This window comes from Acidobacteriota bacterium, assembly GCA_018268895.1.
In the GTDB taxonomy this organism is placed as follows: Bacteria; Acidobacteriota; Terriglobia; order Terriglobales; family Acidobacteriaceae; genus Edaphobacter.
Map to the genome: position 1 here is coordinate 285641 of JAFDVP010000001.1, position 13314 is coordinate 298954.

Sequence of the window (13314 nt, forward strand, 5' to 3'; positions counted from 1 at the left end):
ACGGTGCGTACTTTTGTGGGTGAACCATTCAGTACGCTTTATAGGAGTCATCTTGCGGCCGACCGGTATCTGGGAGTGTCCAGCCATCAATGATGGACATTAAGAGAGGTGAATTGTGTGTTCAGTACGGCAGTCTTTTGTCTGCACCCTTTGCCTTGAGTGTCTGCAACAAGACATTGTCACGTGCCGCGACAATGTCCGCGGTTTGGTGCACTTTAAGAATCTCATTTATGCCTGATTCCACCTTCTCAGCCATCTGGGGAGTTATATGTTCGATGTAGCCGAGGTCTGCCCACCAAGCTTCTATCGCTGGGCCAAGATGATCGAGGAAGTGTTTGATTCCCGTATCACCACCACCCAAATTCGCGTTCATAAACTGGCCAAGAACAGCCCATCGTAGCCCAGGGCCGTGTGCGATAGCGATGTCAATGTCGGTGAGGGTGGCTACCTCTTGATCTAGTAGATACAGCACCTCGCGGAAGACCGCCGCCTGAATACGGTTCGCGATATGTCCCTTTATTTCTCTCTTCATGCGGATTGGCTTTTTACCGATTTGTGCATAAAACTGGACGGCCTGTGTAATGTTTTCCGTGGATGTTAACTTGCCTCCAACAACTTCGACGAGTGGGATTATATGTGGTGGGTTGAAAGGGTGCCCAAGCAGGACACGTGCTGGGTTAGTTGCCTCTGTCTGGAAATTCGAAACAGGAATACCCGAGGAACTACTCGCAATGATGACATTGGGGCCGACAGCGTCGGAAATATCTTTGAATAGTTGGAGCTTGAGATCTACTCTCTCTGGACCGTTTTCCTGGACGAAATCGACGTCGTTCAGAGATTCTCTCAGATTCGTAGAAAACGACAGGTTGTTTTTATCAGCGCCAGGCTCAAGCCCTATTTCCTCCAGTAACGTCCATGCGTTATCGATATACATACGCATCTTCTTCTCGGACTCTGTAACAGGATCGGTTGCATGTACAGCAAAACCTTTTGCGAGATAGTACGCCGCCCAACTCATCCCGATCAGCCCACAACCAACGATACCGATTGTTCTCACATTGAGATCATTTTTCATATTTCTTTGCCTGGAGGTACAAATGCACTTGCATTATTCAAATTAGCTCAACGGTAGGCTGTCAGCTTTGTGCACTGACTGCCAAATCATGTTGCAAATGTACATTGATTAGCGTGATCGATGGCAAGCTCAATTAGATCGGATCTGATGAAATCGTTCGGGCAGTGATAGCGGGTAGCCGCCATCACTGAGAGCGGTCTGAGCGACAGCAAGGCGCGCTGTTCGAATGCGAGCTGGTGAGCAAGAGACGTAGTCGATACCAAGTGTGGAGAAGAAATGTATAGATGCAGGATCTCCTCCGTGTTCTCCGCAAATGCCGATTTTGATCTCAGGATTTGCCTCGCGCAGCCCATTGATAGCGATACGGATAAGATTTCCAACACCTTCGCGATCGAGAGTGACGAAAGGATCGGATGGTAAGATGCCATGCTCAAGGTAGTGATTGAGGAAGACGCTGGAGTCGTCGCGGGAGAGGCCGAAGGTCATCTGCGTGAGATCATTTGTCCCGAAAGAAGCGAAGTCGACATACTGGGCGATGGTGTGAGCGCAGATGGCGGCCCGTGGCAGTTCAATCATGGTGCCGACAAGATAGGGAATAGAGATGCCTGCCTTAGCGAAGACTTCGGATGCAACATGGTCGATGCGCTTCCTAAGCCATGACATCTCTTCGGCACTGGCGATGAGGGGAACCATGATCTCTGGAACGGTTTGATAGCCTTCCTTGATCACGTTGATGGCTGCCTGCAGGATCGCCTTGACCTGCATCTCGAGTATCTCGGGATACGTGATGCTGAGGCGACATCCGCGGTGTCCCATCATCGGGTTTGTTTCGGTGAGCGCCTGAATGCGCTCGGTAAGTTGCTTGAACTTACGGACCTCCCGGTTAGTGATGGCCGCGTTCTCCAAATCTGCGCGAGCTTGATCTAGAGAAGGGAGGAATTCATGGAGTGGTGGGTCGAGGAGGCGGATGGTCACAGGCAACGGTGACATTTCACGGAAGAGCGCTTCGAAGTCGTGCTGCTGCATGGGGAGAAGTTGTTCAAGCGGAGCCTGACGATCTTCTTGATTGGATGCGAGAATCATGGCACGGACGTGCGGGAGCCGTTCGGGAGTGAAGAACATGTGCTCGGTCCTGCAAAGACCAATGCCACGCGCCCCTGCAACACGAGCCTGCACGGCGTCGAGTGGCGTATCGGCGTTTGCGCGAACGTCGAGTGCAGCAATGTTCTTCGTCCAGTCCAGCAGAGTTTGAAGGGATTCGTTTTTCTCGTCCGGTGCACGCAGAGGTAGTTGCCCGGAAAAGATGCGGCCTGTAGAGCCGTCGAGAGAGATCCAGTCACCTCTCTGGAGCGTTTGATCGCCGATGCGAAGTAGGGACGCAGCCTTGTCGGTGACGATCTCCTTTGCTCCAGTGATGCAGCATTTGCCCATTCCGCGCGCGACCACAGCGGCGTGGCTGGTTGCTCCGCCGTGCGCTGTAAGAAAGCCTGCGGCAAGTGCCATGCCGTGAATGTCGTCGGCCGTGGTTTCGTAGCTGATGAGGATGAGCGGATCGTGATCAGGCCGTTTTGCCATACGCACGACTTCGGCAGAAGAGAAGGCGATTCTTCCAACAGCAGATCCAGGTGATGCGGGTATTCCAGTTGTAAGCAGAGTTGGCGTTGAAGCGATGAAATCGAGCTGCGGCGCAAGAATCTCGCTGATGCTGGCAGGATCAACGCGTGCGATCGCTTCATCCCTGGTGATGAGGCCTTCGGCAACCATATCGACGGCGATACGAACAGCCGCGATCCCACTTCGTTTGGCCGAGCGTGTCTGCAGCAAGAAGAGCTTGCGATTCTCGACCGTGAATTCGAAGTCCTGTACATCGCGATAATGCTGTTCGAGTTCCATGACGATGGAGGAAAGTTCTTTATAAACGTCCGGCATACTGCGTTTGAGTGATGCGATGGACACAGGTGTGTGCGCACCGGAGACGATATCTTCTCCTTGTGCATTTACGAGAAACTCCCCGAAGATCTTCCTTTCTCCAGTGGAGGGGTCGCGAGTAAAGCCGACGCCCGTGCCGCTCTCTGTGCCGGCATTGCCCATCACCATGGCCTGCACGGTGACCGCAGTGCCGAGATCATCGGAGATGCCGTTAAGCCTGCGATAGAATCTGGCGCGCTCGTTACTCCATGACTCGATGACAGCCGTAATAGCAAGCTGCAGTTGTTGATTGCTGTTATCTGGGAACTCCCGGTCTGTAGAGCGCAAGACAATAGACTGAAGCTGATGAATTGCTTCGCGGAGAGAATCATCGGAGAGATGGTCGCTGCTGCTATGATCGGCGTAAACCGCAGTCATCACCTGATCAAGATCACTCTTCGGCACGCCGAGAACGACTGCGCTGAACATCTGAATAAGACGACGGTACGAGTCCAGAGCAAGTCGCATAGAGCCGCTCTGTGATGCGAATCCCTCAATGGACGCCTGCGAAAGGCCGACATTCAGAATTGTGTCCATCATGCCAGGCATGGAGACGACAGAGCCGGAGCGAACGCTGACCAGAAGGGGATTGCATGCGTTATTGAACTCGCGGCCCATCGTCTCTCCGAGCCAACGCATGGCTGCTTCGATCTCTTCAGCAAGAGACGGGGGAAGAGTTCCGTGCTTGAAATAGTAATGGCAGGCATTTGTGCCGATAACGAATCCTGGAGGCACCGGGATGGAGAGGCGCGACATCTGGACCAGGCCGGCACCTTTGTTGCCTAGAAGAGCGCGCATGGACGCATCGGCATCGGCAACGCCATTTCCGAAACGGTAGACATATCGTTCACTACGCACCATGATTCTGCTCCATGCCATTCTGGCTTTGAATTGAGTCGCTGAAGATGGCCCAGGTCCTCTCAGCGGGAAGATGCGGAAAGACGATGGAGCCAAATTGCGTGTAGAAATAATGGTCGAAACCTAGTAGCTTGACCTGACGCTCGCGTTCGGCATGGTCTGCTTCGCTGAATTGCTCGCCGAAGAGACGCGAAGAGTAGCAGAAGGCCAGCCGCTTTGTAGGGAACGCTGTACGAATTTCCATCGCAAATTTTCTAGCTTCAAGAGGGTTGAAGCCAGTGCTCTTGTAGCAGAGAACATCAGCAGTTGGTGCATACATTAGACACCGGGCGATTGCTGCATCGGTGCCTCCGCAGTATCCCTGGAGGTTCTCCTGCGTTGTGGCGCCGCTGAGATAGCGCTGGTCGCACGCGTCACCATTGCCATCGATCGCTACAGCTGTTTTGGCTTCCGTGCAGGCAAAGAGAGCGAGCTTGATGCCTAGAGAGGCCGCAGTTGCTTTTGCAGACTGTAGCTTCCGTAATACACACTCAATTGAGGTGAGCGCTGGACCAGATGGGCGCGACGGATGGCTCGTCTGGTGGCAATATTCCCCTAATCGTATCGCGATCGCACCTGCATTCATAAGGTGCTTTACAAGATGAAGAGAGTTGTCGAAATTAGGAGATCCTACGGGCCATGGTGTTGCCGTGGAGTGCAAGGTTGAGAGAGGCATTTGTTCGATCCTTTGTGTGATTCGAATGAGGGCCTGGCAAGGCAGCCCATTTCCTATGTCGCGACCATACAGATCGAGCGAGTATGGCATCAACCCTTGCTAGGACAAATCGGACGAGTGACCGGAAAGCTTTCCTGAATAGATGAATGGATATTTTTGCGATATGTATGAACTGTGCATATTGCTAATTAGATATGCGGTGGATGCGGTGGTCTGACCAGATAGACCGTAACGGAGCAAATCTACTAGACTCTGCGGATAATGGTTTTCTCAATGACAGTTCTCAACAAGCTCAACGATGCGCTCATTCATCGCAGAATTCAGGAGGGAAGCGAACTCCTCGAGAGAACTCATAAGAGCGCCAACAAGTTGTCTGCTTCAGACATGCATAGCGCAGCTTTTGCTTTCTGTGTGTCGCAGTGGATGGATATCGGATATGGAAGCCTGCAGGTGTTGGACGAGCTCCTGGCAAAGTTCACCAAGATCGATCGCGGTCGAATGAATTTTAAGGATTACATCCAGTTGAGGATGGCAGAGGCATACAGAGCGTTTGCAGTAGAGGATGCGCAAAAGACAATTGCAGATCTTGATTTTGTTCTGCAGATTGAGCCTGGTATCGTGGGGTTGCAGTTGATTGCACAAGCGCACTTCTGGAAGGGACGCGCCCACAGATCGCAGGGAGAATATGAACTGGCGTTGCTTCATATCTTGAAGGCGAAAGATGCAGCGTTGGAATTAAAGGCGCCTGAATTTGTTGCTTCGATGAAGATCCATGAAAGCTGGCTGCTGTTTCAAAAGGGCCAACGCCGAGATGCACTCAGATTGCTCGATGAAGCAGAGGTGGAACTCGCGACAACTGAGCACGATCTGGCTTTGGGCAATCTTGAATCTGCAAGAGGACGGTTTGTACGGCGGTCGGGAGAGTACGCGAAGGCGGTAGAGCATTTTGGGCGGTCGGTGGCGATCTACTCACGCCGTTTCTCCGATCATCCGAATCTGGCGCGTGCACTCGTCAATATGGCGTATGTCAAGCGAATGATCGCGCTCGATCTGCGCGAGAGGATTGGTGAAGCCCGTGCCACGGCTGCGCAGCACAATCGGTGCCGCGAAATATGCCAGGAAGGACTGGAGCTGTTGAAGTTGGCCGGTAGCATCTACTCACGGCGAAATCATATGACTGGGCAGGGATCGGTGTTTGTGAACGCCAGCTATCTCCACCTCGATTGCGGCGATATCGATCTGGCGGAAGACGAGGCAGAGAAGGCCTATCTATTAGGCGAGCAGAGGCAGGACCATATTCTCATGGCGCGAGCGCGGACGCTACAGTCGATTCTTCATCACGAACGTGCAGAAGAACAGATCGGCGACTCGACAGATACAGCAAAGCACGCAGCTCTTGCGAAGTCCTGCTCAGAGAACGCTATCGAGATCGCCAGGATGACGCAAAATAAGCGGCTTCTGGCTGGAGCTTATATCGCGCGCAGCAGAACGGCCGCGGGCGACTTTTTCCGGGACTGGGAGACGGCAAAACAGTTTGCGGCGCTAGCAGGCGAGTTGTTGAGCAAAGACGATCGAGACCATCTTTCAAAAGAGTTGAGTCATTTGAAGGGTGTGATTCTGCGGGCGACGGGAATACACGATCAGCTGCGCTCATGGTCTGAGGGGGTAATTCACGATAAGACCTTTCAACAGGTAGAGGAAGAGTTTGCGGAAATCGTAATTCCAAAGGTGTGGCAGCGCGAAGGCAGGAAGATCTCACGCGTCGCGCAGAAATTGTCGATCTCGCCTAAAAAGGTGAGGCGCGTGTTACGTAATGTCAACTTGCTTGAAGAGAGGGAGTAGAACTAAGTGCTATCGGTCTTGCGCGGCGAGATATCGTGTTTCTTGCGGATCTCGATCACAGAGGCTAACGCTTAGACAAACAGCTTAGACTCTTGATTGGATCGAACCGGAAAGCATGCTCGGCGGGCAGTTTTACTTTTCCAGGCACGTCGCGGCGCCCAACGAGGGGCCGGCTCGCCACTCTTCCGAAGTCCTAAACGTACAAGTCATCCGCTCAAAACTATTCCGTCATTCCGGCATTACCGTGGCCTTCAAGACCACGGTTGAGGTATTCACCAGGGCTGGCCCCGACAACTCGCTTGAACGTGCTGAGCCCCGGGCCGATCGCCACATCGAATCGCTAGTGGATGGCGCTTTATGGGATTAGATACAGTCCAACTAAATGGTCTTACCAGCGCTCTGAAGGGCATTGGATACAAGGAACCATCTTGGTCCGGGTTGCGAACGCAGTTCGCGGGTACCCTGAACGACCTAGGTTTGTTCAGTGATGAAGCGGCAGCTTTTCAATTTGCGGAAGCACGAGGGCTAGAGGTTCCGTTACACGCGCCGTTCGATGTCGTCGGGATCTTGGTTCACGATACAGCTGTCAGGTAGTGGTGCGCCACGATGACGGACGCGAGCGGCACGGCGAACTATACCTACGACAGTCTGGATCGGCTGACGGCGAAGGCGACTCCTGTCAACAGCCCCTTACCATGCCTCGCCAAGGCGTTATAATGGACAAAACGAGCGGGAGTAGCTCAATGGTAGAGTAGCGGCTTCCCAAGCCGTTGGTTGCGGGTTCGATCCCCGTCTCCCGCTCCATTTCTTCCAAAATTATTTCAGCGCGGTGGCCTCGAACTTTGCGAGCGTTCGTCCGCGCTTGCCATACATCTCCAGATGTTTTCCTGCGATCTTCCATGTCTTGACCCTGTTCAGGGCCACGACAAAAGCTTGTTCTGTATCCATGCCGTGCAGGCAGGCCATCATGGTGCTGGCGACACCGCTGAAGTGCATGGTGTTTCCTTCGACCGTATAGCCTCCCATCAGGCGATTGCAGCCGCCTGACCCCGAGACCCTTTTGTCCTCGGTGCGAAAAACGAGATGGGCCTCCTGTTGCCGATCGGCCGTGGCAACAGGTTTTCCGTTCAGTTCAATCAACTTCCAGTAAGTCTCGCGCAATGGCTCGTCGCCTGGCGCTGCCGTCTGCGCTGCATGTGCCGAGGTAGAGGACACTTGTTGCAGCAGCATCATGGAGATCTCACTGCCGTGGCCCTGCGTCAGCACTTGATAGCGTTGCGTGCTTGTAAATAGCAGTCGACCGTTTTCCGTGATGCGCGCTCTTACGGCGTAGGTGTGGCTGGTGATGATCTTCTCCGGTTCATAGGCGATGGAAAAGTGAAATGGCGGGTTGCCGGGGTTCTCGACTCGTGTTGTGCCAATGGCCTGTGCAGAGGCATCGGCGCGTGAGACGTCCTCCAGCGTCGCTTCGAAGACCGCGCCCGAGGGAAGCGCCATCCTTTCGCGATAGGTTGCGGTACCCGTAACCGTCAACGGAGCCTGGCCGAATGCCGTCAGCGTGAGGACCAGCAGGGAAACGGCGCCGATTGTTCCAAGTCTTCTCAACATCGCACCTCATCTGTACTACGATGCGTTATCTCTTGTGCAAAAGCGAAACGCCCGCGTTCTGTAGGACGAGGGCGTTTCGCTTTTCAGTCTCTACCGGACTCAGCGGCCGGCCGGGTTGTTCTTCTGCGCCAGCTTCAAGTGCTCCTGAAGCGTCTGGGCCTCAGGAATGAAGGTGATTGCCTTGGCAATCTGCGGGTCCCACTCGGCGCGGACCTTCAGGCCTTCCAGTTGGCCGAACTGCGAGGTAAACAGCTCGCTCTTGATGCTGGTCTTGATCCAGTCCTGGACGCCTGCGATGTCCTGGTCCGTATAGTCGATGTTCTGCGACTTCAGAAAGGCTTTGAACTCCTGCAACACGGCGTCGTCTACGACAAAGTCCTTCGGCACGGAGCCATGCGTCGCAAAGTAGTGCTTGCTGAAGTTGAAGAACGCATACTTGATCACCAGCGAGTCCTGAAAGCGGTTCGACTTCAGGTTGTCGATCTTCTCGTCGGGTGTGATGCCGCCGCCGCCGTAGACCGTGCGTCCGGAGTCGGTCAGCTTGACCTCGAGGTTGGACTTGTCCTTGGGCTGCGTCGCCGAATCGCGCACATAGTAGTAGTCGTACAGCGAAACGTTGTTGTAATTGCGCTGAATCAGACGGCCCGAGGGCGTGTAGTAGTGGTACGTCGTCAGGGCCAGGCCGGTGTTCTCGGTGATCTGGAAAACCGTCTGTACCAGTCCCTTGCCGAAGGTAGTCTCGCCGACGATCAGCGCGCGGTCATGGTCCTGCAATGCGCCGGAGACGATCTCCGCAGCCGAGGCCGTGTTACGGTTCACCAGTACCACGATCGGGTACTTCGTGTCGGAGCCATGCGACGCGCGATAGACCTGGTCGGGGAAGGCGCGTCCGCGCTGCGAGACGACGATCTGTCCCTTCTGCAAAAACTTGTCGGACATGTTGACGGCCTCGTTCAACAGGCCTCCCGGATTGCCACGGAGGTCGATCACCAATCCGTTGATGTCACCGAACTTCTCCAGCGCATCGCCCACTTCGCGGCTGGTCGTCTCCATAAAGCTCGAGACGTGCATGTAGCCGATGCCGGGCCTGATCAGGAAGGCCAGATCGACAGAGGGGCGCGAGACCTCGTCGCGCGTCAGGTCGAACTCCAGCGACTTCGCCGAACCTTCGCGGCCCATCGTCACCTGGACGTGCGTATTGCGGGGGCCTTTCAGCATCGATGCTACTGCGGCCGAATCCATGCCCTCAGTGCTCTTGCCGTCGACCGACAGGATCACATCGCCTGGCCGAACCCCAGCCTTGTAAGCGGGGGTCCCTTCAAACGGATACAGCACGACGATCTTGATTCCGCCCTTGGCCGTCGGGTCGGGTTGCGGTTGAATCGTCATGCCCACGCCGTAGTAGCGGCCATGCTGGTCCTCGCGCATCTGCGCATAGGCCTTGGGGTCGTAGAAGCTGGAGTGCGGATCGAGGACATGCAGCATCCCGGGAATCGCGCCGTCGTAGATGGCCTTGTCCGTCTTATCGGTGGTCATCTTGTCGGCGTAGTTCTGCTCGACCAGCGAGTACACATTGGTGAAGTTGTGAAGGCTGTCGCGCAGCGTCGATTCGTCGCTGGCCGACTGGGCCGCGACTCTCTGGTTGATGAAGGAGCCGGCAACGGCACAACTGGCCAGAAAGACGGTGACGGAGAAGAGTGCACGGCGTGTGCGGGGAGCCATCGATTCGCTTACCTCGAAGAAGCAGAACTGTAGCGCGTAAACCGCGCAGGACCGGCTGCGATCCGCGCCCTCTATTAACTATAGACGCGTCCTGCTTTTGGACGGAGTATAGCACCGGCAGGTAAGCCGGTTATCCGGGACCGAGGTGGGATTCGCATCCCGGCCTCAGGACATTTAGAATGTTGTGACGGATACCGTCCGCAGATGCGGCCGAGTCCAACCGGCAGGGTACGATTCAGGGTACGGCCCACGGCCGCCGGCAGCAGTGGAATCCTGTAAAGATACGAGTGACGATGACCTTTAGAATTTCGCAGTTCAGGGCAGTGCGCGGGCTTGGCCTGCTGGCATTGCCGGTAGCAGTTCTGGCGCAGGCCCCCCGGTACCAAAGCCCGCTGTCTGTCCCGAATGCCCCGCAGCAGCAACAAGTTAGCTTGCCTACACCGGCGGCGATCACGCCCAACGGGGTCGTGGTGGAAGACGTCATCGTGAGGGTCAACGATCAGATCATCAACCGCTCCGACCTCGAACGCTCGGTCCAGCAGCTTGCAGTGGAAAACCAGCAGAATCAGGCAACTCCGCAGGAGGCCGCGGATCGACAGAAGAACCTTCTGCGCGACATGATCGACCAGCAACTGCTGCTCTCGCGCGCCAAGGAGATGGGCCTGAATGGCGATGCGGAGGTGATCCGCCGCCTGGACGAGATTCGCAAGCAGAACCATCTCGAGTCGATGGAAGACCTCGAAAAGGCCGCCCGGCAGCAGGGCGTGTCGTTTGAAGACTTTAAAGCAAATATCAAAAACGGCATTCTGACGCAGCAGGTGGTGCGCGAAGAGGTTGGCCGCCATCTGCAACCAACCCGGGGGCAGGAGCAGGCATATTACGACGCGCACAAGCAGGAGTTCGCCCAACCCGAGCAGGTACATTTGAGCGAGATTCTTGTTCCCACTCCCGCCGACGCTACAGATGCAGTGGTTGCCCAGGCGCAGGCGAAGGCGGAAGATATCGCCGCCAAGCTCAAGGCCGGTGCAAAGTTCGACGATACGGCGAAGACCTATTCCGGCGGTCCGACGGCCTCGCAGGGTGGCGACCTCGGACTCTTCAAGCGCGGCGCTCTTGCCAAGGTTCTCGAAGACCAGACCTTCTCGCTCCCCGCCGGCGGAGTCACAGCGCCCATCCGCACCCGCCAGGGATTTGTCATCCTCAAGGTCACAGAGCATCAGGAGGCTGGCATTCCTGCTCTCAAGGACATCGAGCCGCAGATTCAGGAAGGTGTGTACATGCAGGCCATGCAGCCAGCTTTGCGCGCCTACCTGACCAAGCTGCGTGAAGAGGCTTACATCGACATCAAACCGGGGTATGTAGACTCGGGCGCAAGCCCACGTCAGACCAAACCGGTCTTCAGCGCCTATGCTCCTCCGACTCCGAAGAAGAAGGTTGTGCAGCAGAAGCAGCGCTTCGATCGTGGCGGCCGCTTCTCGTCCGTGAGCAAAAATGCCGGACCTGTGGCAGCCCCGGCAGCTTCAGCCGCGGCGCCTGCTGCTACAGCGGCCGCACCCGCTGACGTTGTATCGACGTCGCCGGCGGCTCAGACGGCGAAAAAGGTTTCTTCGTCGAAGCCGTCCAAACCGAAGAAGATCAAGCGTGAGAAGGTCCGCTTCGGACAGGCTCCGCGCAACGCGCTTCCTCCCGGCCCGCAGGAGACAGCCGTCGGCGCCGGTGCGGGCGAGGCATCTTCTACGCAGACCGCTATCGGCGACGCGGGCAGCGCCATCGCCCCCGGCACGGCGATGGCCCCGACGGAGAGCACGACGCAGGTTCTGGGAGCATCGATCGACGCCGATCCGCTGGCGCCCAAGCCCACCGTGACCGGCAAGACCCGCTTCAGCGATCGCGCGAAGACGATGGCAGCCGAGAAGACCGCGAAGAAGGAGGCCGTGGTCAAGCAGAAGGCCGCGTTCACGCCTGCTCCCGCCACGGCGCAGGAGAAGGCAGACCAGAGCGCCCAGGCTACGCCGCTCGGACTCAACGGCGACACGGCCACGAAGAAGAAGAAAAAGAGAGCGAAGGGCGCTCCCAAAGAGAGGCTGCAGGACAAACAGGCAGCTCCTCCCCCAGCCCCGGCTCCCGCTCCCGAGCCAACCGTAAACCCCTCGCTCGGCGCTACCCCGGCAGGCGTCACCCCCACGCCGATTCCTCCTTCACAAGCTCCCGCAGCGCAGCCGAAATAAGTAAGCAAGTTAGAGCGGTAACGAAGACGCGAGAGGAAAGTCTCTCGCGTCTTCGTTTTCCCTGAAGCTCAAGCCACCTAAAAACTCAATCACCACAGGCGTCATTCTTACCCTCGAGCGAAGCGAAGGGGAAGAATCCCCGTATTTGCATCCTCGTTCATAAATGCGGCGTGTTTTCATCGCCCGCAATGCGCCACGGTACGAACCCCCGCAGGAGTTATTCTTGTCCTGATGAAAGACTTCTTTATTGCGGATGCCGCGCGCTTCGACAACTGCGCCGTTACCTCGTACTTCGTTCTCTCCTCGTTCCAGCTACGCGAACGCCGTGACGGAGGCCAGTTCCTCAAGGCCGTACTCACCGACAAGACCGGCTCGCTGCCTGCCGTCATGTGGGAGGACTTCGCCGATTCGATCGCCTCATGCACCGAGGGCTGCTACGTCAAAGCGATGGGACAGGTCTCCCGCTACCAGAGCGGCTTCCAGATGTCGATCCAGAAGCTGCGACATGCCGCAGAGAGCGAGATCGATCCCGCCGACTATCTGCCAATAACCCACTTCGACATCGACGAGATGTGGGCCGAGCTGCGCGGCTACGTCTCGCGCTTTGCGAATGCCGATCTTCAGCGGCTCGTCTTCGCCTTTCTCGACGACCCCGGCATTGCCGCCGCCTACCGCGTCGCTCCCGCCGCCAAGATGCTGCACCACGCCTGGATCGGCGGTCTGCTGGAGCACGTCCTCACCCTCGTTCGCGTCTGCCTGGCCAACGCGCCGTTTTATCCCGAGGTAGACCCCGACCTGCTCGTTACGGGAGCGATCCTCCACGACATCGGCAAGATCCGCGAGCTGCACTGGAAGTCCAGCTTCGGTTACACGCTCGAAGGCCAACTCATCGGCCACATCTCAATTGCACAGGGCATGTTGACCGAGAAGGTCCGCACACTCGAGCCCTTCCCGGACAAACTGCGCATCCTGGTCGAGCACATGATCCTCTCGCACCACGGCAAGTACGAGTTCGGTTCGCCCAAGCTGCCCATGACGCCCGAGGCGCTGCTGCTCAACACGCTCGACGATCTTGAGGCCAAGATGCAGACCCTTCGCAACGCCTTCGCCGCTGCAGAGTCGCAGGGCAAAGGCCCCGGCGAGACTACCGACTGGGTCCGCTCGATGGAGCGCCCGCTCTTCAACTCGCGGGCCTACCTGAATGAGGGAAGCAGGGAAGAGGTCAAGCAGGAAGAGCCGCTCGACCTGTCGAGGTCATAGAGTTCTCCATTGCTATACTCCTCCGTGCAGTTTCAGGT

Annotated in this window: 9 protein-coding genes and 1 tRNA gene; 5 read left to right on the forward strand and 5 right to left on the reverse strand. The window is 56.5% G+C overall.

The window, feature by feature from the left end; genetic code table 11:
* Window positions 1-121 precede the first annotated feature (121 nt).
* From JSS95_01235 to JSS95_01245, 3 genes are all read right to left on the reverse strand, one after another.
* On the reverse strand, window positions 122-1075 hold the full coding sequence (locus JSS95_01235) for a 3-hydroxyacyl-CoA dehydrogenase (GenBank protein ID MBS1798427.1): 954 nt from the start codon (window positions 1073-1075) through the stop codon (window positions 122-124).
* Window positions 1076-1204: 129 nt separating this feature from the next.
* The gene (locus JSS95_01240; GenBank protein MBS1798428.1) at window positions 1205-3904 is read right to left on the reverse strand and encodes a pyruvate, phosphate dikinase; all 2700 of its coding nucleotides are present in this window, start codon (window positions 3902-3904) and stop codon (window positions 1205-1207) included.
* Window positions 3894-4526, reverse strand: a complete 633-nt coding sequence (locus JSS95_01245; protein MBS1798429.1) for a hypothetical protein — start codon at window positions 4524-4526, stop codon at window positions 3894-3896. The genes JSS95_01240 and JSS95_01245 overlap by 11 nt, the downstream gene beginning before the upstream one ends.
* 363 nt (window positions 4527-4889) lie before the next feature.
* Between JSS95_01245 and JSS95_01250 the strand changes: the two genes are divergently transcribed.
* The 3 genes from JSS95_01250 to JSS95_01260 all read left to right on the forward strand — a co-directional run bounded on the left by JSS95_01250 (window position 4890) and on the right by JSS95_01260 (window position 7262).
* Window positions 4890-6458 (forward strand): hypothetical protein, encoded by a 1569-nt coding sequence (locus tag JSS95_01250; GenBank protein ID MBS1798430.1) that lies wholly within the window; start codon window positions 4890-4892, stop codon window positions 6456-6458.
* Window positions 6459-7064: 606 nt separating this feature from the next.
* Window positions 7065-7175 (forward strand): hypothetical protein, encoded by a 111-nt coding sequence (locus JSS95_01255; protein MBS1798431.1) that lies wholly within the window; start codon window positions 7065-7067, stop codon window positions 7173-7175.
* Window positions 7176-7187: 12 nt separating this feature from the next.
* Window positions 7188-7262 (forward strand) — tRNA-Gly (locus JSS95_01260).
* 12 nt (window positions 7263-7274) lie between these two features.
* On the opposite strand, the gene JSS95_01265 is transcribed toward JSS95_01260, so the two are convergent.
* Window positions 7275-8066 (reverse strand): YbaY family lipoprotein, encoded by a 792-nt coding sequence (locus JSS95_01265; protein MBS1798432.1) that lies wholly within the window; start codon window positions 8064-8066, stop codon window positions 7275-7277.
* Window positions 8067-8165: 99 nt separating this feature from the next.
* Window positions 8166-9788 carry a S41 family peptidase gene (locus JSS95_01270; GenBank protein MBS1798433.1) on the reverse strand — a complete coding sequence of 541 codons (1623 nt, stop codon included), beginning with the start codon at window positions 9786-9788 and terminating at the stop codon, window positions 8166-8168.
* 293 nt (window positions 9789-10081) lie between these two features.
* Here JSS95_01270 and JSS95_01275 point away from each other — a divergent pair, with 293 nt between their 5' ends.
* Together JSS95_01275 and JSS95_01280 are read left to right on the forward strand one after the other, a co-directional pair.
* Window positions 10082-12016 (forward strand): peptidylprolyl isomerase, encoded by a 1935-nt coding sequence (locus JSS95_01275; protein ID MBS1798434.1) that lies wholly within the window; start codon window positions 10082-10084, stop codon window positions 12014-12016.
* Between the two features lie 231 nt (window positions 12017-12247).
* On the forward strand, window positions 12248-13276 hold the full coding sequence (locus JSS95_01280; GenBank protein ID MBS1798435.1) for an HD domain-containing protein: 1029 nt from the start codon (window positions 12248-12250) through the stop codon (window positions 13274-13276).
* Window positions 13277-13314 lie beyond the last annotated feature (38 nt).